This is a genomic window from Rhodococcus sp. Ni2 (assembly GCF_021352185.1).
Classification (GTDB): domain Bacteria; phylum Actinomycetota; class Actinomycetes; order Mycobacteriales; family Mycobacteriaceae; genus Rhodococcus_F; species Rhodococcus_F qingshengii.
In genome coordinates this window covers 2709217-2733683 of the sequence record NZ_WOXZ01000001.1, presented here as the reverse complement: position 1 = coordinate 2733683, position 24467 = coordinate 2709217, and the positions used below count along the sequence as shown (strand labels likewise).

Genomic DNA, 24467 nt, shown 5'->3' with positions numbered 1-24467 from the left:
CCGCCGTTGAACACCCTGTCGGCGTCCGAACAAGCCCCGGGCCCCACCCCTTTTGTCGCTGCGAGCGACCACCCGCCGAGAGGCGCCTGTGGGACGTCGACACCTGACTTTCACACCACACGACCAAGGCCGCCCGGTCACTGACGGGCGGCCTTGGTCGCTTTTCGCAGGTCAAACCCCCGTTACCGACGCCTGGCCGCTCCCGTAGTCATTTTTCCGCCCAGAATCACGACGCCGTGATGGGTGCCCGCAGCCAACCAGTCCGGCAGGGTCTGCCCCTCTGCCTCGACGCTCACGCGCGCGTATCGGAACGATCCCGTCAGCCTTGCCGACGCGATCGCCAGACCTCCACCGGACTCCGGCTGCGCAAATCCCAACGCCCCGGCAATCGGCAGACGCGGCCCGAGCATCCGCGTATCCGAACGCACCCGCCATCCGTCGCCGGTCGCAGTAAATTTCTGCTGCACGTCTCCGTCGAACTCGGCCAGAACCTTGGGTAGTTGCCAGTGGACTCGCCCACCGTGCACCGACGGTTCCGAATCCACCGCGATGAAAGGGACCGCCATCCGCGGCATAGGCCCGATCCGTTTCCCTGGCGCATGCAAGACCGGACTGGCGAGGATCTCGCGATACGGGCCGACCGGCGAAGCGAGGTAGTCCACCATCATGGCCACCGTCATCGGAATCGTTCGACCATCCGGGCCGAGCTCGCGTGCCGCCGACGTACTGCGGTGCCACCACAGTGTCGCGCGAACGCGAGCCGGCCACGGCGGCGGATCACTCACCGGCCAGTCGACGCGGTCACTTGTCGATTCAGGCACGCTCCACATCGGACACCTTCTCAGCTCGAATGGTCAGGGGAAGCCGCAAAGCGCCTGGTGCATGCGTCGGCACCACCGGATCGGACGGCAAAGTCGGATCGATACGTACGTATGGCTCGCCGGTCTTCGGGCGGGCGTCCGCGCCACCCTTGTTCGGCCACATCGCGCACGCTCGTTCCGCCTGCGCAGTGATGGTCAGGGAAGGATTCACTCCGAGATTTGCGCTCACCACCGAACCGTCCATGACGTGCAGTCCCTCGTGACCGTATGCACGCAGATACGGATCGACGACGCCACTCGACGCGCTGTCACCGATCGCGCAGCCACCCAGAAAGTGTGCCGTCATCGGGATGTTCACGATCTCGGCGATGGAACCACCCGGGTCGCCGTCGATCTTCTCGGCGACCTTGCGAATGGCTGTATGACCCTGCGGAATCCACTGAGGAGGTGGATCGCCCGGTCCCGGTCTACTGGTGAGGGAGCGCCCGAATCGTTTGGTGTTCTTGGAAAGTTCGAGGGAGTTGTCGTCGGTCTGCATCACCAGCGCGATGACGGTTCGCTCGGACCAGTTCCGTACCGACAACGATCGCAAAAACGCTCCTGGGTGCCGGGCCGCGACTGCCAGAGTCTTCAGCACCCGGGGAGTTCGCCCACCGCCGTCACTCAGGACGGTCTGCAGAAGTCCTATTGCATTGCTGCCCTTGCCGTATCGCACCGGCTCGATGTGCGTGTGATCATCCGGGTGAAAGGACGACGTGATGGCTACGCCCTGCGTGAAGTTCCGTCGACGCGACTTCGACGTTGCGGCCAGTACGGCTTCGGAATTGGTACGTACGACGGTGCCGAGAGTGTCCGACAGGCCCGGCAGGGCACCGGATTCCTTCATACCGAGCAGCAGTCTCGCCGTTCCGTACGTTCCGGCGGCAACCACCACCTGATCGGCGGTGAACCGAACTTCTCGCCGGCGGACGCCGTCCGTTCGCCTCGCGAGCAGGCGGTAACCACCGCTTGCCGCCGGCCGAAGGTCGGTGACGGTCGTGAGCGGATGAACCCTGGCGCCCGCTTGCTCGGCGAGATGGAGGTAGTTCTTGACCAGCGTGTTCTTCGCACCGACTCGGCACCCGGTCATACATCCCCCGCATTCCGTGCAACCTGTGCGTTCGGGTCCTTTTCCGCCGAAGAACGGGTCCGGCACGGAAACTCCTGCCTCCCCGAAGAAAACCCCGACGGGGGTGGACGTGAAGGTCTCCCCCACGCCCATCTCTTCGGCTACGTCCTTCATCACCGCATCGGCAGGAGTGAAGGACGGATTGGTGCGAACACCCAACATCCGTTTGGCCTGGTCGTAGTACGGCGCCAGTTCGTCGTGCCAGTCAGTGATATGCGCCCACTGACGGTCTTCGAAGAACCGATTGGGTGGCTGATACAACGTGTTGGCGTAGTTCAACGACCCACCTCCGACGCCGGCCCCCGCCATCACGAGCACATCCGGAAGAAGATGGATGCGCTGAACCCCATAACATCCGATCCACGGCGCCCACAGGTACTTTCGAAGTCTCCAACTGGTTTCAGGCAACTCGTCGTCGGCAAACCGTCGACCGGCTTCGAGCACCCCGACGCGGTAGCCCTTCTCCGTCAGGCGAAGAGCGGCGACACTGCCACCGAATCCCGAACCGATAACCACCACGTCGTAGTGCGTCGCGGTCATGCCTCGACGCTTTCGATCTTGCGAGCGGAGTAGTTCTCCCGATCGAAATGCTCCAGCAGCGAACGGAATTTGAAAGTGAACGTCGGCCACTGCACCGAGTTGCGCCCCTCCGGATCGATGTACCAACTCGAGCATCCGCCCTTGTTCCACACCGTGTGCTGCAACTCGTGCTGAATTCCCTTGTTGTAGTGCACCTGCACCGTCTCGTTCACGTCGAGGGCATCGATCCGCTCTCGCTTCATGGTGTTCACGGCGTCGTTGACGTACTCGGCCTGGGACTCGAGCATGTACACGATCGAACTGTGTCCGAGGTTGGTGTTCGGACCGTACATGAGGAACAGATTCGGGAACCCGCTGACCGCAGTACCCTTGTACGCGTTGGGACTACCGTTCCAATGTGCGGCCAGCGTCTCGCCACGTTTTCCGGTGATCAGATGCGCAACAGGCGGTTCCGTCGGCGTGAACCCCGTGGCGAAGATGATGGTGTCGACCTTGTGCTCGACGCCGCTTCCGTCGACCACTCCGTTTTCGGTGACCGAGACGAGCCCACTGTCGACCAGACTCACGTCCGCGCGGTCAAGGGTGCGCAACCAGTCGTTGGACAGAAGCATGCGCTTGCAACCGATCGTGAAATCGGGAGTCAGTTTCCGGCGCAACTCCGGATCTTTCACCTGTCTGCGCAGATGAAGGCGCGCGGCCGCCTCGAAGGCAGGCAGCACCCACGTCGCGTGCGACATCGCGGCACCGAGTAGCTCGCGGAAGCCGTAAACCCACCCTCGAATCACCTTCTGTGTAACGGGAATCCGCGAGTACACGGCCTTCTGTGCAGCAGGCAGGGTGCGATCCATCCGAGGGATCACCCAAGCCGGAGTTCGCTGGAACACGGTGACATGGGCAGCAGGGTCGGCAATTTCGGGAACGAACTGAACCGCCGACGCTCCCGTTCCGATCACGGCTACGCGCTCACCACGCAGTTCGTGTTCGTGGTTCCACGTCGCCGAATGGAAAGTGGTCCCGGAGAATTGGTCGAGACCGGGAAAACCCGGAATCTTGGGCGTCGACAACGCTCCGGTCGCGGCGACCAGAGCTTTGGCCGTCAACGACCCTCGAGATGTCCGAATACGCCACAGCGCCGCATCCTCATCCCACACAGCAGCTTCGAGTTCGCAGTTCAGGACTACGCGTTCCACGATGCCGGTGTCTGCGGCCACCTTCTTCAGATAGTTGTAGATCTCGGGTTGACGAGCAAAGGTATGACTCCAATCGGCGCTCGGCGCAAAAGAATACGAGTACAACGCCGTCGGCACGTCACAGGCACAGCCTGGATAGGTGTTGTCGCGCCAAGTGCCGCCGATGTCAGCTCCACGCTCGATCAACACGACGTCTGCAGCGCGATTGTCGCGAAGCATTCTGGCCGCCAAGCCCATACCGGCAAATCCGGCACCGACGATCAGCGTTTCGACATGTTCGGGAAGCTTCACTTCTTCTCCACTCGGGATTGCCAGGCCGGCAACAGTCGCGCTCTGAGCGCGTCGTCGGCTTCGGATGTACGAAACAGGGCTGAGACGGCAAGCCCACGAACGAGTTCGATGGTGAGTTCGACCGACTCGGAATCGAACCGATCACCGAACAACTCGGCGCTGCCGAACTCGAGCGCCTCACTCACCTTGCGTTCGAGGGGCACCGTCGCCGCATGCAGAACGGGATCGGTCCGCGCCGCGACCCACAATTCGAGGGCGGCATAGAACAGCGGCCCGGAGAACGCGTCCGACAGGACCTCGAGGCCTCGACCACGATCCACTTCAGCGGTGAGGATTTCTTCCAGCCGCTTGTCGACCAGATACTCGACGGCCGCGACGACCAGCGATTCCTTGGTCGGAAAATGATGCAGTTGCGTACCCCGCGAGACGCCTGCGCGGCGGGCGATCTCTTGCGTGCTGGTCCGTGCGTAGCCCAGCTCGACCAACGATTCGACGGCGGCGTCGAGGAGGCGCCCACGCATCGCCGCTGTACGTTCGGCCTGGGTACGGCTTACTTTCGCATCGGAAGTGGTCTCGGTCACAAGACAACTGTAGAGCCGAAACGTAAAACAGTCCAGGCTGACTTCAAATCTTGACACGTAACATACCGGTCAGTCAGCTCTGCCTGATAACGTCCTCGCATCGAGCGGAGGGAAACAATCGCTATGCCAGAGCAAACAGCATTTCCACACCGCCGTGTCGGGTTGGTGAAAGACCACGAGTCGGTAGCAATCGGCGTGTCTGTGATGCTCGAGGACGAGCCGGACCTCGAATTGGTGTGCATCGCGACCACTGTGTCCGAGATGCTCGCTCAGAACGTCGCCTTGGATCTGGCAATCCTCGACCTCCGACTGGCCGACGGGTCATCGCCCAAGAGCAATGTCGAGCAACTGCGGTCCGCCGGGCTCGAGACATTGATCTTCACCGGGGCGGAAAACCCGTACCTCGTTCGCTCGGCCGCCCGTGCCGGCGTGCTGGGTGTTGTACGCAAGTCCGAACCGACTGCCGTCGTGGTTGATGCGATACGCGCCGCCGCGTCGGGAAGGCAGGTGGTGACGACAGAGTGGGCTGCCGCAATCGACGGGGATCCAGGTCTCGACGAAGTGGGTCTGAGCCCTCGACAACTCGAGGTCCTCGAACTTTACGCATCCGGAGAGAAGGCGGATCGAGTTGCGCGACTCACCGGTTTGGCGCCGCAGACGGTTAACGACTACCTCCAGCGCATCAGGCAGAAATATGCGGCTGTCGGACGACCCGCACCGACAAAAACGGATTTGTACAAACGCGCGGTCGAAGACGGGGTATTACCAATTCCTGAACGGCCTACTTCCGGAAAAAAGCTGACTTTGACTAACAATGAGGTTCGGCAACAATAACTCTCACAGCGCTGCCCCTGAAAATATGGGCAGAGGAATTGATGTCTGGGAAAAATTTCCCTCTTCGAATTACATTCATCTGACAAGAAGACGGCACTGTCGGGGGTCTGTCATTCCGCTACAGAGAAGTAAGGACGAAACTCATGACAGTCACTGTGGAAAACTGCATGGCACAGGATCCCGTCGGACCGCACCTTTCGGAGCGCGAAATCGAGGTTCTCAGGGAATGGCTACTGAGTGATTCGAAGTCACGCGTTGCTCAAAACCTCTACATCAGCGTGGGAACGGTGGGGACCCACCTGTCGCGGATTCGCGAGAAGTATGCCGACGTTGGAAGGAACGCACCGACGAAATGCGAATTACTCGTGCGAGCGATACAAGATCAGATAGTGACGATCGACGAACTCTGATCGACAGAGTTGCTTTCGACAAAACAGCCAGTGCTTCTGACGAAATTCTGAGGCTCTTCGGCCGCTTCATCGGCGCCGGCTATGTCTGCTATTTGATATTGCTTGCCCCTGCGATTGCAGAAGCCACCACGATGTCTGCGTCGTGGTGGACTCCACTGGCGGTGGTCACGACTTTCGGTAGTGGGCTGGCGCTGGGAGCATCGACGTTCCACGCCGACACCCGATGGGTGAAACGAACTGCGAGCGCAAATGCGGTTCTCTACGTCGTGGTCATCCTCCTGTGGTGGCCGGCGTGGAATGGTGACCACGTCACAGATTTCACCTTGTGGATTTCCAATTTCCCCGGCGTCGCCAGCCTTGCTGCCGCTGCAGCTTGGCGACCGGCCGCTGCCGTCGTGCACCTTTTCGTAGTGGCAACACTCGCACAGTTGACCAATCACATAATCCGGACGAGTCCCACGACGCACCTGTTGGTTCCCGACCTCGCCTTCGCCTGGACATTTTGCGCGGTTTTCGTAGCAGCGGCCGTCATGGCCTTGCGAACCGGACGAGTACTGGATGCGACCATCGCCACCACTCATGCCGCTGCCGCCGGCGCCGCCGCGGCCGAGGCCAAATCCGTCGAACGCGAGAGATTCGACGCACTCATCCACGACACCGTGATGTCGACTCTGCTCGCTGCTTCGAGAAACGATGCCGATCCCTCGGTCGTCGCTCAGGCGCGAACGACGGTGGCAAGACTCGACGAACTGCGCTCCGGAACCGACCACGAGACGAGTTTCGACTTCGACGGAATCCTCGCTCAGTTGCGTTCAGCCGCTTCGGAAGTGGACGAAAACATCACGTTCGAGACCGCCCTCTCCGACGGGTCTGATCCGAGCGGATACGCACCCGACTCGATTCGTGCGATGGCCGGTGCGATGGCCGAGGCACTGCGCAACAGCGTCAAACACGCAGGAAGCAGTGCACGGCGTTCGGTCACGGTCACGGCAACCGCCACCCACCTCGAAGTAGTCGTCACCGACGACGGCGTCGGCTTCGATCCGAGCTCCGTCGAGACGCATCGCCTCGGAATCACTGTCAGCATCCGCGGCAGAATGCGTCAACTCGACGGCGGATCGGCAACCATTCGATCGTCACCCGGCCGCGGCACTTCGGTGACTCTGACGTTGAGCTTGCCCGTAGCGGTGATGACATGACCAGACCGGACGGACGAGATGTCCGCGATCTTCTCGGCATGCACAGCCGTGCTGCTCGATTCATGGCTGCATGCTTCGCGCTCACCTGCGTGATCTCGGTCGCCTACACGTCGTCCGACGTCCGCGCAGTCTGGCCGATGATCTTGGCAATTATCGTGTGCTCGACTGCGGCTTTCACACTCGTTCTGAGCAGAGGCGACCCGATGCCGCTGGGGCAGAGCGTTCTGGTGTCTCTGACCGGCGCCGTCACGAGCGGCCTGGTGTTGTCAGTGGTTCCAGTCCCCGTCAACGACATGACTCAACTCTGGATGTTCGGGATGTCGACGGCAGTCTTCACCTTCATGTGCGTTCGTGGGCGTACAGCACTCGCGTGGCTCGGGCTTGGACTCATGGTGTTGGTGACCGCCATCTGGTCCTCCACCACCGGCCAGGGGGCCATGTACGGAGTGTCGTTGACGGTCATCAACGCGGGCCCTGTTCTGATGTCGACCTTCTTCGCATACACCATCCGTCCTCAAGCCAGGGTTATCTACGAACTTCGTGAGCAGTCCACCCAACGAATTGCCTCTGCATCCGCCAGTGCTGCGATTCTCGAGGAACGCGACGCTCAACTCGACAGGCTCGATGTCCTTGCACGCCCGCTCCTCGAACGGGTCGCTTCCGGGGTTCCACTGACAACCACCGAGCGGCAAGAATGCGAACTCCTCGAGGCGCAACTCCGAGATTCACTGAGGGCGACAGGCTTACAACAGACAGATGTCATCGATGCTGTGCGTGCCGCTCGAAACCGCGGCGTCGAAGTAGTCCTGCTCGACGACCACGGAATGGATGGCGCGAACGCCGACGTGCGCGACCGAATCCACTCGAGCATCGTCCGGGAACTCACCGCGATCACGCGAGGAAAAGTGACCATACGGATCCTTCCACCTCGGCGTACCGCTATGGCCACGATGCTGGTCGATACTGAAGACGTTCGACGAATCGAGTTCGATCACAACGGAATGCAGCTGCTACGGCAGGGGGGCCGGGGAGAGCTCGGCACCTCGTCCATGTCCGTCGATCCGACTACAGACAGCGCCGTCGAACCCGAATAGCTTTCGAGGAGAGTGAGATTCACCGGGTCGATCACCAGGAGAAATGAATGATCTTCGAACTGCGTCCAGCGCATGTCGCACGTGCCCTCGCCGCACTGTGTGCCCTTCCGATTCTGTGGACCTTCGCAGTAGAGGGAATCACCACGACAACGGAATACGACTACAGCACAGGCGAAGTGTCCTCGTCGAGCGACCTGGGCTCTCAGATCGGAAGCGTCTCGATCTGGATCGTCCTCGCGATCGCATTTGCCGCCGGTGCCTGGTATCTGGAGAAGCAGCGCATCGGTTGGCCGCCGGCGGCGCACGAGCAGCTGGTCAGACTGCAGCTGGTATCACCCAACCGAGAAGAGTAAAGGTCCCTACCGCTTCCGATCGCCGGCGCGGAGAAGATTACTGGGAACCGTATGGCCCACTATCTCCTCTGCAACGGCAGCGGCACGAATGCTCGCATCCAAGTCGATACCTGTCGCGATGCCCATGTCTTCGAGCATGTAGACCAGTTCCTCCGTCGCGATGTTGCCACTGGCACCGGGAGCGAACGGACAACCACCGAGACCTCCGGTGGACGCGTCCAGGTTTCGAACACCGTGCTGCACAGCCGCAAACGCGCAAGCAAGACCAGCGCCACGCGTGTTGTGGAAGTGCGCACCCAAGCCGAAGTCACCTACTCTTTCGCCCACAGCGTCGATCAATCGTCCGACACGCCCCGGCGTGGCAGTGCCGATGGTATCTGCGATCGAGAATTGATCAGCACCGAACTCCTTGGCCTGCTCCGCAATCCGCAGAACACGATCCGGGTCGGTTGGACCGTCGAACGGACAGTCCCAGGCTGTGGCCACGATGACCTCCACCCGTCCTCCGGCGTCGTGGACGATCCGGACGACCTCTCCGATACGTTCGGTCGCTTGCTCCGTCGTCGACCGAGTGTTGGCCTCGCTGTGGCCATTCGATGCCGACACAACATATTCGACGGTTTTCATTCCTGCGGCGACGGCCCGTTTCGCTCCACCGATTCCGGCGACCAATGCCGAGAACTCGATGCCGGGCCACTGGTGCAGTTCTGCTGCCAACAATTCCGCGTCGGCCAACGCCGGCACAGCGCGCGGTGAGACGAACGACGTCGCCTCGATACGCGAAACACCCGTCGCAGCCAGAGCGTCGACAAGACGAAGTTTCTCGGCCAGCGACACCGGGTCTTCGATCTGCAACCCGTCCCGTGGTCCGACTTCACGAATACTGACTGCTGGAATACCCACGCCAGGTACCGACATGTCAGATCACGCCCTTCATCTTCAGTTCTGCCTGCTCGTCGTCCGAGAGTCCGAGGAGCCCGCCCCACACCGAGGAGTTGTCGTGACCCGGCGCCGACGCTCCCGCGTTGCGCACGGATCCGGGTGTCTCACTGAAGGTAGGCACGACGCCCAGGCCGAGGACGTTTTCACCGATCCGCTCGTCGTAGTGGTCGACGAGCATCCCCCGCTCGATCAGCTGCGGATCCTTGACGACATCTTCAACCGTATTGATCGGCCCGGCAACAACTCCCACTTCGGTGAGGCGTTCCACCAGGCTGGTGGGATCTTGGAGCGCGACCCAGGCACTGATCAGTTCGTCGAGCTCGTCCTGATGTTTGCCACGCGCAACATGATTGGAGAAGCGGTCGTCATGCGCTAGTTCCGGTCGCCCCATGATGGTGCACAGACGCACGAAGAGCGTGTCCTGATTGGCTGCTATCACCACCCAGTTTCCTTCAGAGGTCTGATAGATGTTGGACGGCGCAATACCCTCCAATCTCGTTCCCGAGGGCTGCCGGATGATCCCGCCCCGATCGTAATCCGGGATCGTGGATTCCTGCACCGCCAGACAGGATTCCGTGAGGGCAACGTCGACCACCTGACCACGGCCGGTCCGCTCTCGTGAGAGCAACGCCGCCAGCACTCCCTGAACGGCGAACATCCCGCCGAGAGAATCTCCGAGCGAAAGGGCAATACGCGGAGGCGCCTGCCCTGGATAACCGTTCAGATGCCGAAATCCGCTGACCGCTTCGGCAACCGAGGCGTAGCCGGCGCTCTTGGCTTGCGGTCCGCTCTGCCCGTAACCGGATACCCTGGCCAACACCAACTTCGGATTGCGCGCACTGAGAACGTCGAATCCCAGGCCCCACTTCTCGAGGGTGCCCGGCCGGAAGTTCTCGACCACCACATCGGCATGTTCGATCAGATTCAGAAACAGGTCTCGTCCCGCGTCGACGCGAAGGTCCAACGTCACACACCGCTTGTTGCGGGCGTGAACTGTCCAGAAGAATCGATGACCGTCCTGCTCGGCCTGACCCCAGGTACGAAGCGGGTCCGGGCGGTCCGGCGATTCGATCTTGATCACGTCGGCGCCCATGTCGCCGAGCAGTTTCCCGGCGAAGGGCCCGGCGATCAAGGTTCCGAGTTCAATCACCCGATATCCGTCCAGGGGCCCGGTGGGCGCACCTTCCGACACAGCTGCCTCCTCTGGGAACTTTTCTCCCCTTGAAGGCTACGTCACCACCCGATATCGCAACATCATGTCGTGGTCTTCGTGATCGAGCATGTGGCAGTGCCAGACGTACCCCTGCAGGTCCCCCATACCGGCTTCTCCGTGTGCCGAGTGGTCTGCCATGGAACCTCTCGCGAAAGTTGCATCCGGATCGAAGCCCAACTCGTCGGCCGTCGGAAAGCGCACGATCACGCGGGTGATCGAGTTGGCATCCACGATGACAGTGTCCTTCTCCCCCGTTTCCCACACTTCGGGAGGCCGCAGCGAAGAGGTCACGAATTCCTCTGCCGACGGCGTCCACCGGACCCCCAAGTCAGGCACCGGATACCGCTGCATCAGTGCTGCAGTGTCGAGGCTTTGGCGTCCCACAACGCGGAACGCCACCAGGTGCAGATGAATCGGATGTGGTTCCGTGGTGATGTTGATCAGATTCCATTGCTCGATGGTTCCCTGACGCGGCAGTTCGATATCCGAATCAGTGAACCGCAAATTGTTGAGCGACATAGTGATCGACGGGTAATCCGAGGGACGCGACAGCTGCATGATCGTGAGATTTCGCACCACATCCGGGGACGCCGGTTCGGCAGCAACGGAATTCAGCTGCTGCGGGATCGAGCCGGTGAATCCCTTTGCGCTGCCCACGTCGAACCGACAGAAGACCGGCATCACCTGCGTGCCGCGTTGCGCCACCGCAAGGGGTACCGGTTCGTCGTTGCGCAATTCCACCGTCGTGCCCGGCTCGAGCATACTGAAGTCGACAAGCAGATCAGCGCGTTCACCCGGACTCAGCCGGACGTGATCCGTCGGCGCAGGAGCGGCCAAAAATCCTCCTTCGGAACCGATCACCCAGAACCGCATACGATTTGCGAAGTGCAGATTCCACACCGAATAGGTTGCGGCATTGAGCAGTCGCAATCGGTACAGTCCGCGAGCCACCTCCACTTTCGGCCATACGACGCCGTTCACTACACCCACGTCACCGGGAGTCGCCGGATCCCAGGAACCCTGCGGAGTGAGCCACGTGGAACGGACACTCTGTTGACCGTCGGAGGTGAAGACCTTGTCCTGCAGAATCATCGGAAGCTCGAATTCGCCGGACGGCAAGCCGAGAGAATTCCCGGTGGTGCCTGTATCTGCGTCGTCACGGAGAAAATACATCCCGACCAGCCCGGCGTAGACGTTGAGGCGCGTCATTCCCATGGCGTGATCGTGATACCAAAGATTGCCGGCTGCACGACCATTCGTGTACTCGTGAACCAAACCTTCGCCCGGACGCTGGATCAGCTCCGGATGCCCGTCGAACTGCGGTGCAGTAACTCCTCCGTGCAGGTGAAGCGAGGTGGGGACCTGTGTGCGGTCGAGGTCGCTGACGCCGTGCAGACCCGGATCGACATCCGCGGCAAGCGGATACGCAGAAATGTCATTGGCATATCGGACTGTGACGAGCTGATCGACGTGAGCTTCGATGGTGGGGCCCAGATAATCCATTCCGCCGTAACCCAGCGACGGCGACGACGGTAGGTCCGGATGGAATCGGTGCATCGACGATGCCGCACGAAGCTCCAGGTTGCCACCCGAAATGCCCGGCAGGACAGGAAGGGTCTCCCGAAACGGTTCCAGACGGGGCGACGGAAGTTGGAACGGGCGCAGTGGATCGACATCAGGTGGTCGAGCCGTCGCTGATCCAGCGGACAACGCGCTCAGACCGGCCAGCAGGCCAAGCCCTTGAACAAACGATCGGCGACGGATCTTGTGTGACTCGTCCACTCACGGCCCCCTCACGCTGACGGCATCCGGAGCGGGTTACCCGCGTGCTCGCACGGTCAAACACCAACGACATTCTCCAACCAAAGCTCAAGAATCGGCGACCCTTACCCCACCGCACCGGTCGCCGTACTCGACGACCTCCTCCGTCCCGACGAAACACGTTTGCGGACAACGGATGCACTCTTGCAGCTTTGCGAGAAGCCGAAGATTCGAATATGCCCTTGACTCGAACGTATGTTCGAGTATGATTTGGGGAGGGGATCGGGGGGTTCAATGACTGTCTTGTTGTCGGACGTGGTGTCTGGTTCTGCGGTGGGGTTACGCGGACGGTTGTGGCGGTTGACTGCTGCCGAGTTGCGCGCTGCTGCGGTGTCGGCGAGTGCGGAGATTCTTCGTCTCGAAGCTGTGCGTGTGGCGGTGGTGGACGAGTTGTCGTTGCGCCCGGATGATCAGGTGATTGCCAGTCGCGGTGTGGGGTCCTGGTTGGCGGCGAACACCATGTTGCAGGTTCGGGACGGGAAGAAGATCGCCGCGTTAGGTGCAGCTTTGCGGCCGTTTCCGGCGGTGGCTGCTCGGTTCGATGGCGGGGACTGCTCCTTCGAGCATGCCGTGTTGATCGTGGCGTTCTGTGAATCACCACCGAAAGGCATGCCAGACGCCGCGCTCCCTCGCTGTATCGACCTACTGCTTGCGGCTGCGTCGGGCGTGGAAGCGACGACCACGAAAGTGCGGAACGTGATCGCGACCTTGGAGCGAATCTTCGAATCCGATGAAATTCCACCCGCCGAAGACGTCGACCGGAATGAGCTGCGGATCGCGTCGACATTGAACGGTCGAGTGGTGGTGCGCGGGGATTTCGACGCCCTCACCGGCGAAATGCTGTTGTCGGCGTTGTCGAATCTGACGATGCCCACCCCGGCACCCGATGGAACCCCGGATGCTCGGTCGGCAGCGAAACGAACTGCCGACGGGTTCACCGAACTGATCCGCCGCTATCTCGACTGCGCCAAAACAGGCACAGACGGTGGTCAACGCCCGCACGTGAACGTGCACATCAATGCTCGTGATTTGGCTGAGCATCGGGATTGCGCCGCGTCGCCTTCTGATGTGGACGACGAAGGCTCACCCGATCTGGACTTGTCGGATCTTGATGTCGGGCACATGCCCTGGCTCGGGCCACTGTCGGTGTCGCAGACCCGACTTCTCGGGTGTGATTGTTTCCTCTCGACCGTTCTGCTCGACGATCACGGCGCGCCCTTGGATGCGCAACCAGGGAAGAGGTTGGTCACCGCCGAACAACGCGTCGCCCTCATCGCCCGAGACAAAGGCTGCGCCTTCCCGGGCTGCACATGTGTACCGGCCTGGACGGATGCGCACCATATCCGGCACTGGGCGAACGGTGGGCCGACGGTGATGAACAACCTGGTCCTGCTGTGCCGTTCACATCACCGGCTGATGCACCGAAAATCAGGGTTCGTCGGGAAATGGGAAATCCGAATCGGAGTCGACAACAAACCCTGGTTCATCCCGCCGCCCTCGATCGACCCGCAGCAGCACCCGCGGCCGGCGAACACCACCTTCAAAACCTGAGAACGAACCTCAGGCACAACAGAACACGGCCGAGCACCGCATCGAAGGGATCCCCCCGATGCGGTGCCAACAGGCCGTGGCGAACCCGTCAGACGGCCTGCGCAACCTTGGCGGCTCGCGGGAATCGCTCCCGAATCTCCGCTGGCGTGACAACTCTCGGGTCCAGGGGTTGCTCGTCACGCAGGTGGCGCTCCAACACCTTGCCCGTCATCGGCGCAATGACTTTCAGAGCAGTGGTCATGTTCTTCGGTGAACTACCCAACCGGACTGCCGTTCGCACCGCGGGCGCAATTGCTCTGTCCAACAACGCTGGCTGATCGAACCCACCCATCGTTCGCATCCAGCCGGGCAAAGTCGCGATAGTGGCCGGCGCGACCAATCGGCTGAATGTCGCGAACTTCGTCTTCCCCTGCGCTCTCGGTGTTCTCAACAAGTAGTGCATCGCCCGGTTGGCACGCTCGGAGGTACACAATCTGGGCCTGACTTCAGCGAAGTACTCACGTACCTCGTCTCGGGAGCGTGGAACGTCGGAGGTCTTGCATGTCTGTAGTTCGGCAGCGATCACGCATTCTTCCCAGTACCGCTGCTCTTCGACAGCTGAAAGCGGGCCCGGCCCATACATCTCGTAGCACTTGAGCACCGAATGCCAACCCGTCACGTGGATCCAGAGTTGTGACGCCGGATTGTTTGCGCTGTAACGAGTTCCGGTGATCGGTTCAACGCCCGTAGCCTGAGCATGAACTGTCATGAGGTGGTCGGACAGCGCCAGTGCTGTCCGCCCGTCGGCAGTGGCGACGGTCAGGAAGTACGCCAAGGTTCGGTCGAGTCGCCCGGCCGGATCGCTGTAAATCCCGCTCATGTCTGCCACTGCGGCAGCCAAGAAGGGGTCGAAGTGCTCGAGCACCACCGACCGCTGGAACCCGATCAGCGCTGTCGGCGCGGCCCAGATCTTCCAACTGGGTGATCCTGGGCCGAAGAAGCCGTAATCCTCACGCGGTCGATTCATCGTCAGTTCAGACATTTCATTCCTCCCCGTTCGTTGAGCCGGCACCGTTCATTTCGTAGGCACCAGACAAGGCGACTACTTGCTGCCAGACGTACTCGAATCGCTCCGCCGCGAACGTGGGGCGCCGAATAGATGCCAGTGCCAACCGTTGCTGATCTTCACTGGCGCTGGGTTTTCCGTACAACTCCACCGCTGCAGCACTGAAGTCGCGGACCAGGACATCGAAGATCTGATCCAGCACCCCACCGCTCCGCTGCCCCTCGTCCAATCCCAAGATCTCGGCTTGTTCGAGGATCAACTGGCCGTAGACGACGAGGGTGAAGAGTTCGGTGATCGCCAGGCCGAAGTCCAAGTCGACCTGCTGCGCCGCATCCGGTGCAGCTTCGGCCAAAAGGGTCACGAGCGCTTCTGCCTGCTCCATGAACAGTGCAACGTTGGGAACATCCGCGAACTTCGCGTACACCGCTCGCCAGTCGTCGAATCGAACCTTCGACAACCCCCGTGCCGGGCCCTGACGGAACAGGAACTCGTCGTCGGCTGCATCGTTGCGCGTCGGAATCGCCGGAAATGACTCGGGGGCAAAGAGGTACGCCGGCATGAACTTGGCGATCAGGGCGAGATTGACGGCGACGGTCCCCTCGAGCTTGGGCAGCCCGTCGACATCCATCTTGGCCACCGCGAGGTAGCTGTCCTTCTCGAAGCCCTTTGCCGCAGCGATGTCGGAGAGCAGTCCGATCACCTTCTGTGCCTCGGTTGTCACCTTCATCTTGGTGACGGGATTGAACAAGAGGTAGCGGCGGTCCTCGGGCGATGCGGTGCGGAAGTAGTCCACCGCACGATCCGAGAAGAGCCTCATCGCCAGCAGGCGCGCGTACGCGTCGACGAATTCACGTCGTACGTGTGGGAACGCCGTGACGGGATTGCCGAACAGGATTCGATTGTGCGCGTGGGTAATCGTCTCGTACAAGGTATGAGTCGACATACCGATTCCGCCGAAGCACAGGTTGAACTTTCCGATGTTCACGGTGTTGAGTGCGGCACTGAATGCTGCCTCGCCGGTATGCAGGATATCCTCTGCCGCAACGGGATAGTCGACGAGTGAGAACTCCGCTACGTACATCTGGGCCGGAACGATGTTCTTCACCACGGTGAATGCCGGATGGTCCGAGTCGGCGTAAAAGAAGACGTACTGATCAGTGCCCTCCACTCCGTCGACACGGCCGAAGACAGAGACCGTGTTGGCGCAGTTGCCATTTCCGATGTAGTACTTCGAACCGCTGGCCAGGTACCCGCCGCTGCCGTTGGGCGTCAAGACCATGTCCGTGGAGTAGACGTCCGCGCCATGCTCTTTCTCGGACAGTCCGAATGCCGCAACGCCTCCGGAAGCCAAAGCGGAAGCTGCTCGCGCCCTTGCCGTCTCGTTGTCGCTCTGCCACACCGGCCCGAGACCGAGGATGGTCACCTGCCACGGGTACCAGTAGTTGAGTCCGTAGAAGCCGAGGATCTCGGACAGCGCGGCGATACGACTGGTATCCCAGCGCTTGTCAGAGTCGCCACCACTGTCGCGGGCGGGCGTCAGAAATGTGGCGAACAGACCTTCCTTCGCCGCGAAATCGAGGAAATCGGAGTAGAAGATCTTGTCGTGATAGTCGGCCAGGAGTCGGTTCTTTCCACGCGCCTCGAACCAGTCGACGGTCGCGCCCAGCAGTCTCCGCGTGGTCGCGTCGAACTCCGGCCGATCGTACGTGGAGGGATGGAGCAGCAGATCATTCGGCACTAAAGAGGTCGACGCTGTCATAGCGGTTGTTCTCCTCGAGATCTCGGCAGAGGCGCCTCACTGAGCACCATTCGAATACAACGCCACCGTAACAATTGCAGACGATGAATACAACGGTTGCGTATTATTCACGAAGAAGTGGCAGGCAGATTAGGGTGAGAGCGGAGGTGATGCACACGATGACCAGGTCACAAGCTGACGCAACGGATACACCGCGGCGCAAGTACGCCCCTCGCATGGCGCCGGAGCAACGTCGCGAGCAGCTCCTCGACGCAGCATTCGAGGTCACCGGCCGCGTTGGCCTGCACAACCTCAGCATGGAATCCGTCGCTGCCGAAGCCGGTGTCGGCAAGCCCGTCCTCTACACGATTTTCGATACCAGGACCGATCTCGTCGCTGCACTGCTGCGCCGCGAGCACGAGCGAGCCATCGCTCAGGTGCTCGAAACCATGCCGACAGATCTGAGCGAACTCGGCCCAGCGGCGTCGTACACCGGGACCGTCGGCGCCTTCGTCGACGCCGTACTGGAGAACCCGACGCGCTGGCGCCTGATTCTGACGTCTGTCGAGAACGCCCCCAGCGAGTATCACGGCTTGTTGAAGCTCTCTCGCGGAGCTGTCTTCGCCCGCGCCGAAGAACTGGCCCGCGCCGGGATTGCCCTCGAGTCGAAGCTCGAAGGCCTTGATCCGGTTCTCCTCGCACACACCATGATGTCGTTCGCCGAAATGCTCGGACGACTGGCCGTCAGTGATCCCGAAACCTATACCCGAGAACGACTTTCCAGTTTTGCCGTGGCTCTCGCACAATCGGTCGGGCGTTAGCGGCCGACTGAAACCTGTCGGTCGGATCTGCTTCAATACACGCATGACATCACCATCGATCGAACCGCTACAGCTTTTCGAAACGTCTCCGGGCAACTGGTCACTGATGCTCACCGACCAGCATTTCGGCAAGGTGGCATCGATATTCGAGCAGGTAGAGGGTTTCGAAGGCTCCGGTTACGACTGGGCGTCGGTCGCCCACGCAGTGGTAGGCCGCGATGCACCGCATCTGGAGGGCCGCTTCGGCACCGATCCCGAAGCGGGCATGTTTGTTGCGTACGGCAGCGACACCGAAGCTCTCGGTGAGCTCGGAGCGCTACTCGCCAAAGCGTATTCGGATGCCGAGTACCTCGGTGGCCTGGTCGCCATTTCCGAACTCGACTAGAGCGCCTGTCGAAACGACACCGGCCCCACACCTAGATGCGGGGCCGGTACCGAACGAAAGATCTAGCCGACCAACAGCTCGGCAATCTGAATCGTGTTGAGCGCGGCACCCTTACGCAGGTTGTCGCCCGAAACGAAGAGCGCGAGTCCGCGTCCCTCCGGGACACCCGGATCCTGACGGATACGACCGACCAGCGACGCGTTACCACCGGCAGCGGCCAGCGGCGTCGGAACCTCGACCAGCTCGACGCCCGGAGCGTCGGCGAGGATCTCTTTGGCGCGAGCAACCGAGAGCGGGTTGGCGAACTCTGCGTTGATCGCGAGCGAGTGCCCGGTCACGACGGGAACGCGCACGCAGGTGCCCGAAACCAACAGATCGGGAAGTCCGAGGATCTTGCGGCTCTCGTTGCGGAGCTTCTGATCCTCGTCGGTCTCGCCGCTTCCGTCGTCGACCAGCGAACCTGCCAGCGGCAGGACGTTGAACGCGATGGGGGCGACGTAGTTGTTCGGGGCCGGGAAGTCGACGGCACTGCCGTCGTGAACCAGCTTCTCCGCGTCGCCGACTACGGCGCGCACCTGGCCGAGGAGTTCCTCGACGCCGGCGATGCCGCTACCGGACACGGCCTGGTAGCTGGAGACGATCAGACGCTGCAGACCGGCTTCGTCGTGCAGAACCTTCAGCACCGGCATCGCTGCCATGGTGGTGCAGTTGGGGTTCGCGATAATGCCCTTGACCAGGTTCTTCGTGTCCTGCGGGTTGACCTCGCTGACCACGAGGGGAACCTCGGGATCCTTGCGCCATGCCGAAGAGTTGTCGACAACGGTCGCGCCGGCAGCAGCGAAGCGCGGAGCCTGGGCGCGCGAGAGCGTCGCACCGGCTGAGAACAGGGCGATGTCGATGCCCTTCAGGTCCTCATCCGATGTGGCGGCCGCATCCTCGACGATGATCTCTTCGCCGCGGAAGGGCAGCTTCTTACCGGCGGAGCGTGCAGATGCGAAGAACCGCACCTTGTCCGCGGGAAAGTTCCGCTCTTCGAGCAAAGTGCGCATGACGATGCCGACCTGACCGGTCGCACCGACAACAGCGATAGTCGTCATGAGAAATTACCGTCCCGTTCCAGCGTGTACTACTGCTTCTTCTTCGCCACCGAGCCCGAAAGCGTCATGGATGACACGTACAGCGTCGTCCAATTCGGTGTCCTTGACCAGCACTGAGATGCGGATCTCAGAGGTCGAGATGAGGTCGATGTTGATGTCTGCCTTGGCCAGCGCCTCGCAGAACGTGGCGGTGACGCCCGGGTGGCTCCGCATTCCGGCGCCGACCAGGGAAACCTTGCCGATGTGGTCGTCGAACAAGATCTGCGTGAAGCCGATGTCTTCCTGACGCTTGGTCAGGATCTCGACGGCGCGGGGGCCGTCGGCCGTCGGAAGCGTGAAGGTGATGTCCGTCTTGTTTGTCTCCACCTTGGAGATGTTCTGCAGCACCATGTCGATGTTGATCTCGGCATCGGAGACTGCGCGGAACACCTTGGCAGCGTGTCCCGGTGTGTCCGGCAATCCGACAACGGTGATCTTGGCTTCGCCGCGATCGTGCGCGACTCCGGTGATCAGGGCCTCTTCCACAGGAATGTCCTCCATCGATCCGGACACGATTGTTCCGGGCTTGGTGGTGTATGACGAACGGACGTGCACAGGCACGTTGTAACGACGGGCGTACTCGACGCACCGGAGCATGAGCACCTTGGCACCACACGCTGCGAGTTCGAGCATTTCCTCGAAGGAAACCGTCTCGAGGCGGTGAGCGTCGGGGACGATGCGCGGATCGGCGGAGAAAACGCCGTCGACGTCGGTGTAGATCTCGCAGACGTCGGCGTTGAGTGCAGCTGCCAACGCCACGGCAGTGGTGTCCGAGCCACCGCGTCCGAGCGTCGTGATGTCCTTGCTGTCCTGGCTGACGCCTTGGAATCCGGCGACCAGAACGATCGAGCCTTCGTCCAGCGCAGTGCGAACACGGCCCGGCGTGACGTCGATGATCTTGGCGTTTCCGTGGCTGCCGGTCGTGATGACTCCGGCTTGTGAGCCCGAGAACGAACGAGCTTCGGCGCCGAGGGAGTGAATTGCCATCGCTACCAAGGAGTTGGAGATGCGCTCACCCGAGGTCAGCAGCATGTCCATTTCACGGGCCGGCGGGGAAGGGCACACCTGCTGAGCCAGATCGAGCAGCTCATCGGTGGTATCGCCCATCGCTGACACCACGACGACGACATCATTGCCGGCCTTCTTGGTCTCGACGATCCGTTCAGCGACTCGTCGGATGCGCTCGGCGGTTGCCACCGAGGATCCGCCGTACTTCTGGACGACGAGAGCCACGCGTTTCTACCTCCAGGTCGAAATTGTTTACAGATACCAGAGGTCGAGCTTACCGAGGTGGTCCTGGGACTTCCCGATGCGTACTGCTGTTCGCCTCAGATCCGCGCGGGATCAGTTGCGAGATCCGCGATCGCATCAACGTCGCAGAACGCGAGCCACCGGCAACGTAACCGACCACCGTGACGGCAACTCCGCAGGCGAGAAGCACGCGGATACTGCTGACCAGCGAAACTGCCAGCGCGTCGTACACCGCGACTGCCGCCTCAGATGACGGTATGTCTGAATTCTGTAAATAGACTCGCCGCACGACGGCCAGCGCCACCAACAGGGCGATCATCGCCACCGCCGTCGCCAGCCCGACCAGGGACAGTGCGCGCATTCGCCTCGGCGCAACTGCGACGGCCGCGATCGCACAGGCCAGCGACACCCACGGCAGCCAGGCCGCTGCCCGGTCGAGAGTGTCCGAGAGGTCCTGGGCCCGCACCAGCTCGTCGGATTGCAGGATCTCGAACTGCGGATCGAACGTCGGAAGACGATCGACGACGGTGAATCCGCGATCGCGGAGGTTCGTCCGCAGTTCTGTCATGATCGGCTCGAGGGACAAGGTGACTGTTCCGCTGTCGTCGGACCGAACGATGCCGTCGGTGGCTCTGCCGGTCACCATCGCAGCAAGTTGCGCGTGCGCCTGACGGTTGGCCGCGGTCCAGAGCGTCGCGAACTGGTCGCTGGAGACCAACGACTGAGCCGCCTCCCGAACAAGTTTCTCGGCTTGTCTCGTCACCACCTGCGGAAACCGGTCCAACCGCTGCGTCAGTTCCTCGGTCAGCCGATCAACGACAGCCGCTTGGACAGCAGGTTCGGAAGCCAACGGGGCAACCGTCTCGACGTAACTGTCGGTGTCGTTCACCTGGGTGTGGACGAACAGCGCGAGCACCGAGCCGGCAGCACCGAGACCAGCGAGAACGATCAGCAGTGAACAGACGATCCAGCGGATCGAGCGCATCACGTGTGCTTGGCGCGCGCCGGTCGAATCTTCGCGGTGATGTGGTGAATGCGGTGATCGTCAGCGGGTATCCGGAAGGTCTCGGTAACCCGAACGGTCATCAGGTTCCGCCCGAACAACCCGGCGTCGAGGAGGTAGTCAGCCGTCAGGTCGTCCCCGTCGACCGTCCACTCCACCTCACGAATGTCGCGGATCACGCGATACTGAGGACCTCCGGAAAGGCTGCGCCGCAAATGATTCCCCGAAAATCCGGTCTTGAGCCCGACCTCGTGGCGTACCGCGTCCGGGGCCAGCGGTACGGAACTGCCATCGTGACTGCGGAGCGCGTCGAGGTACGTGCTCGCCACGGCGATTCGGGGATCCATGGACGACAGTCCACCATTTTCGGGGCCGAAACGGCAGCACAATTCGGCGACAAATTGGACATGAGGGCGAACCCCACCGATTTCTCGCGAAATCCAGGAGTAGAGTGCTGTGCATGCAGCGCGCACTCCTTCTTGGTTGCCGCGACGGGGTCTGATCCAGACTGGCCTCCCGCCGCGGGGTTTTTGTGCGCCGGTCGACCAAGCCTTCCGGACTCATGGTCTTGACCAACAGGTCAACAGGCCGGGTCCACAATCCTGGAGATCACACCCATGTCCCCCGCTGACGCATTCACCACCGGCACTCGCACCATCACCCCGCCCACGAAGCCGGCACCGTCCGACCAGCCTGCGTGGAACACGCAGAAGAACTCGTCGATGCCGACGTTCCGCTACCGCCCGTTCGCCGAAGAGGTCGAGACGGTCACGCTGCCCGACCGCACTTGGCCGGACAAGATCATCGACCGAGCACCCCAGTGGTGTGCCGTTGACCTGCGCGACGGCAACCAGGCGCTGATCGATCCGATGAGCCCGGCGCGCAAGCGTCGTATGTTCGATCTCCTGGTTCGTATGGGCTACAAGGAGATCGAGGTCGGCTTCCCGTCCGCGAGCCAGACGGACTTCGATTTCGTTCGCGAGATCATCGAGGACGGCGCCATCCCGTCCGACGTCACCATCCAGGTGCTGACGCAGTCGCGTCCCGAGCTGATCAAGCGCACGTTCGAGGCCTGTGAAGGTGCCGAGAACGCGATCGTGCACTTCTACAACTCCACCTCGATTCTGCAGCGCCGCGTCGTGTTCCGCGCCGACAAGGACACGATCAAGAAGATCGCCACCGACGCCGCCGAACTGGTCCTCGCCGAGTCGAAGAAGTACCCGGACACGAACTGGCGCTGGGAATACTCGCCCGAGTCCTACACCGGCACCGAGCTCGAGTACGCCAAGGAAGTATGTGACGCCGTCACCGAAACCCTGGGTGCGACGCCGGCCAACCCGGTCATCCTGAACCTGCCCGCCACCGTCGAGATGGCTACACCCAACGTGTATGCCGACTCCATCGAGTGGATGCACCGCAACCTGGCCCGCCGCGATTCGGTCATCCTGTCGCTGCACCCCCACAACGACCGCGGCACGGGTGTCGCTGCAGCCGAGCTGGGCTACCAGGCCGGCGCGGACCGCATCGAAGGCTGCCTGTTCGGCAACGGTGAGCGCACCGGCAACGTCTGCCTGGTCACTCTCGCTCTGAACATGTTCACGCGCGGCGTCGACCCGCAGATCGATTTCTCGAACATCGACGAGATCCGTCGCACGGTCGAGTACTGCAACCAGCTGCCCGTCCACGAGCGTCATCCGTACGGCGGCGACCTGGTCTACACCGCGTTCTCCGGCAGCCACCAGGACGCGATCAACAAGGGCCTCGACGCCATGAAGGTCGACGCCGACAGCCAGAACTCCGACGTCGACGACATTCTCTGGCAGGTCCCCTACCTGCCGATCGACCCGAAGGACGTCGGCCGCAGCTACGAGGCCGTCATCCGTGTGAACTCGCAGTCCGGCAAGGGCGGCGTCGCATACATCATGAAGGCCGATCACGGTCTGGTGCTGCCGCGTCGTCTGCAGGTCGAGTTCTCGCAGTCGGTCCAGAAGATCACCGACGGCGAGGGCGGCGAGGTCTCGCCGAAGGAAATGTGGGACGTCTTCCACGAGGAGTACCTCGCTCCCATCACCCCGCTCGAGCGCATGAAGCAGAAGGTCACCGCGTCCGAGGAGGACGGCGGCACCGATGCGATCACCGCAATCGTCAAGGTGAACGGCAAGGAGCAGGAGATCTCGGGAACCGGCAACGGCCCGCTCGCTGCCTTCGTCGACGCGCTGGGAAGCATCAACTTCGACGTTCGTGTCCTCGACTACTCCGAGCACGCGATGTCCGCCGGTGACGACGCCCAGGCCGCGGCCTACGTCGAGTGCGCCGTGACGGGCCCGGAGGGTCAGAGCACCGTCGTCTGGGGTGTGGGTATCGCCACGTCGATCACGACGGCCTCGCTGCGCGCTGTGGTCTCGGCAGTGAACCGCGCCAGCTGACACTCAGCTCCTGACTCGTGAACAATCCCTGGTCTCACCCGATTTTCGGGTGGGGCCAGGGTCGTTTTCAGAGCACTGAAGATTTTCGGTCGATGTTTTCGATTCGGCATGACATTGGTCCCGAAAGAGTCGGTTAGCGAAGTTAACAAAAAGAATTCACCCATCGAGGATGATGCAGACGCCACGTGCGCGTGAGATAGTCAGCTCAGACAAATCCGACTTGTGAAATGGAGCTCGACAATGGATTCCTTTTGGGACTTCCTCTGGCTGATCATCATCAGCTTCGCGTTCATCGCGTACTTGATCCTGCTCTTCTCGATCATCACCGACCTGTTCCGCGATCACAAGACCTCCGGCTGGGTGAAGGCAATCTGGATCGTCTTCCTGTTCTTCATTCCGCTGCTCACCTCGCTCGTCTACCTGATCGTTCGCAGTGACGGAATGGCACAGCGGTCCCTCGAGGCTGCGCAGCAGGTCAAGAACGCACAGGACAGCTACATCCGTGAGGTTGCCGGAAAGTCCCCGGCCGAATCCATCGCAGATGCAAAGGCACTTCTCGACGCCGGCACCATCAGTGAAGAAGAATTCGCAGCACTGAAGGCCAAGGCTCTCGCCTGATACCGGCCCTCACTAAGCGACCCTCACTAAACCGTG

Annotated in this window: 23 protein-coding genes; 10 read left to right on the top strand and 13 right to left on the bottom strand. The window is 61.7% G+C overall.

Translation table 11 applies throughout. From position 1 onward, the window contains the following. Window positions 1–182: 182 nt before the first annotated feature. The 4 genes from GN300_RS13265 to GN300_RS13250 are packed head-to-tail and all read right to left on the bottom strand — an operon-like array spanning window position 183 to window position 4531. On the bottom strand, window positions 183–830 hold the full coding sequence (locus GN300_RS13265) for a hypothetical protein (RefSeq protein ID WP_058038245.1): 648 nt from the start codon (window positions 828–830) through the stop codon (window positions 183–185). Next, window positions 814–2529 carry a GMC oxidoreductase gene (locus GN300_RS13260; protein ID WP_007732329.1) on the bottom strand — a complete coding sequence of 572 codons (1716 nt, stop codon included), beginning with the start codon at window positions 2527–2529 and terminating at the stop codon, window positions 814–816. The genes GN300_RS13265 and GN300_RS13260 overlap by 17 nt, the downstream gene beginning before the upstream one ends. Next, entirely contained in the window at window positions 2526–4010 is a 1485-nt protein-coding gene (locus GN300_RS13255) for an NAD(P)/FAD-dependent oxidoreductase (protein WP_058038244.1), read from the bottom strand. Before GN300_RS13255 ends, GN300_RS13260 begins: the two co-directional genes overlap by 4 nt. Then, entirely contained in the window at window positions 4007–4531 is a 525-nt protein-coding gene (locus tag GN300_RS13250; RefSeq protein WP_202427151.1) for a TetR/AcrR family transcriptional regulator, read from the bottom strand. The genes GN300_RS13255 and GN300_RS13250 overlap by 4 nt, the downstream gene beginning before the upstream one ends. A gap of 183 nt (window positions 4532–4714) precedes the next feature. Between GN300_RS13250 and GN300_RS13245 the strand changes: the two genes are divergently transcribed. From GN300_RS13245 to GN300_RS13225, 5 genes are all read left to right on the top strand, one after another. Next, window positions 4715–5425, top strand: coding sequence for a LuxR C-terminal-related transcriptional regulator (locus GN300_RS13245; protein ID WP_058038243.1), 711 nt, complete (start codon window positions 4715–4717; stop codon window positions 5423–5425). A gap of 143 nt (window positions 5426–5568) precedes the next feature. Beyond that, window positions 5569–5835 (top strand): response regulator transcription factor, encoded by a 267-nt coding sequence (locus tag GN300_RS13240; RefSeq protein ID WP_370333094.1) that lies wholly within the window; start codon window positions 5569–5571, stop codon window positions 5833–5835. A 131-nt stretch (window positions 5836–5966) separates the two neighbouring features. Further along, window positions 5967–7034 carry a sensor histidine kinase gene (locus tag GN300_RS13235; protein WP_058038242.1) on the top strand — a complete coding sequence of 356 codons (1068 nt, stop codon included), beginning with the start codon at window positions 5967–5969 and terminating at the stop codon, window positions 7032–7034. Beyond that, window positions 7031–8128, top strand: coding sequence for a hypothetical protein (locus tag GN300_RS13230; protein WP_058038241.1), 1098 nt, complete (start codon window positions 7031–7033; stop codon window positions 8126–8128). The genes GN300_RS13235 and GN300_RS13230 overlap by 4 nt, the downstream gene beginning before the upstream one ends. A gap of 47 nt (window positions 8129–8175) precedes the next feature. Next, window positions 8176–8481, top strand: coding sequence for a hypothetical protein (locus GN300_RS13225; RefSeq protein WP_054781389.1), 306 nt, complete (start codon window positions 8176–8178; stop codon window positions 8479–8481). Between the two features lie 6 nt (window positions 8482–8487). Here the strand turns inward: GN300_RS13225 and GN300_RS13220 are convergent, their stop codons facing one another. From GN300_RS13220 to GN300_RS13210, 3 genes are read right to left on the bottom strand one after another with little or no spacing between them, the layout of a single operon-like run. Further along, entirely contained in the window at window positions 8488–9384 is an 897-nt protein-coding gene (locus tag GN300_RS13220; RefSeq protein ID WP_370852725.1) for a hydroxymethylglutaryl-CoA lyase, read from the bottom strand. Window positions 9385–9400: 16 nt separating this feature from the next. Next, entirely contained in the window at window positions 9401–10615 is a 1215-nt protein-coding gene (locus tag GN300_RS13215) for a CaiB/BaiF CoA-transferase family protein (RefSeq protein WP_007732303.1), read from the bottom strand. 36 nt (window positions 10616–10651) lie between these two features. Next, on the bottom strand, window positions 10652–12418 hold the full coding sequence (locus tag GN300_RS13210) for a multicopper oxidase family protein (RefSeq protein WP_063315197.1): 1767 nt from the start codon (window positions 12416–12418) through the stop codon (window positions 10652–10654). Window positions 12419–12691: 273 nt separating this feature from the next. On the opposite strand from GN300_RS13210, the gene GN300_RS13205 reads away from it, so the two are divergent. After that, a complete protein-coding gene (locus tag GN300_RS13205) occupies window positions 12692–14008 on the top strand; it encodes an HNH endonuclease signature motif containing protein (protein ID WP_063315198.1) in 1317 nt (438 codons plus the stop codon). 88 nt (window positions 14009–14096) lie between these two features. Here GN300_RS13205 and GN300_RS13200 read toward each other — a convergent pair whose 3' ends face one another. After that, window positions 14097–15029, bottom strand: coding sequence for an oxygenase MpaB family protein (locus tag GN300_RS13200; protein ID WP_081557256.1), 933 nt, complete (start codon window positions 15027–15029; stop codon window positions 14097–14099). 1 nt (window position 15030) lies between these two features. Next, window positions 15031–16812, bottom strand: coding sequence for an acyl-CoA dehydrogenase (locus tag GN300_RS13195; protein ID WP_063315199.1), 1782 nt, complete (start codon window positions 16810–16812; stop codon window positions 15031–15033). Window positions 16813–16961: 149 nt separating this feature from the next. Here GN300_RS13195 and GN300_RS13190 point away from each other — a divergent pair, with 149 nt between their 5' ends. Both GN300_RS13190 and GN300_RS13185 read left to right on the top strand, forming a co-directional pair. Continuing rightward, complete coding sequence (locus GN300_RS13190; RefSeq protein ID WP_007731498.1) at window positions 16962–17612, top strand: TetR/AcrR family transcriptional regulator; 651 nt, start codon at window positions 16962–16964, stop codon at window positions 17610–17612. 43 nt (window positions 17613–17655) lie between these two features. Beyond that, a complete protein-coding gene (locus GN300_RS13185) occupies window positions 17656–17997 on the top strand; it encodes an Imm51 family immunity protein (protein ID WP_063315200.1) in 342 nt (113 codons plus the stop codon). 62 nt (window positions 17998–18059) lie between these two features. On the opposite strand, the gene GN300_RS13180 is transcribed toward GN300_RS13185, so the two are convergent. The 4 genes from GN300_RS13180 to GN300_RS13165 are packed head-to-tail and all read right to left on the bottom strand — an operon-like array spanning window position 18060 to window position 21734. Next, complete coding sequence (locus GN300_RS13180) at window positions 18060–19094, bottom strand: aspartate-semialdehyde dehydrogenase (protein WP_042447794.1); 1035 nt, start codon at window positions 19092–19094, stop codon at window positions 18060–18062. A 6-nt stretch (window positions 19095–19100) separates the two neighbouring features. Then, a complete protein-coding gene (locus GN300_RS13175) occupies window positions 19101–20366 on the bottom strand; it encodes an aspartate kinase (RefSeq protein WP_003943494.1) in 1266 nt (421 codons plus the stop codon). 49 nt (window positions 20367–20415) lie between these two features. Continuing rightward, the gene (locus GN300_RS13170; protein WP_063315201.1) at window positions 20416–21369 is read right to left on the bottom strand and encodes a hypothetical protein; all 954 of its coding nucleotides are present in this window, start codon (window positions 21367–21369) and stop codon (window positions 20416–20418) included. After that, a complete protein-coding gene (locus GN300_RS13165) occupies window positions 21369–21734 on the bottom strand; it encodes a hypothetical protein (RefSeq protein WP_003943492.1) in 366 nt (121 codons plus the stop codon). The genes GN300_RS13170 and GN300_RS13165 overlap by 1 nt, the downstream gene beginning before the upstream one ends. A gap of 270 nt (window positions 21735–22004) precedes the next feature. On the opposite strand from GN300_RS13165, the gene leuA reads away from it, so the two are divergent. Then, the gene (leuA, locus tag GN300_RS13160; protein WP_003943488.1) at window positions 22005–23813 is read left to right on the top strand and encodes a 2-isopropylmalate synthase; all 1809 of its coding nucleotides are present in this window, start codon (window positions 22005–22007) and stop codon (window positions 23811–23813) included. A 240-nt stretch (window positions 23814–24053) separates the two neighbouring features. Beyond that, window positions 24054–24431 (top strand): SHOCT domain-containing protein, encoded by a 378-nt coding sequence (locus GN300_RS13155; protein WP_003943489.1) that lies wholly within the window; start codon window positions 24054–24056, stop codon window positions 24429–24431. Window positions 24432–24467 lie beyond the last annotated feature (36 nt).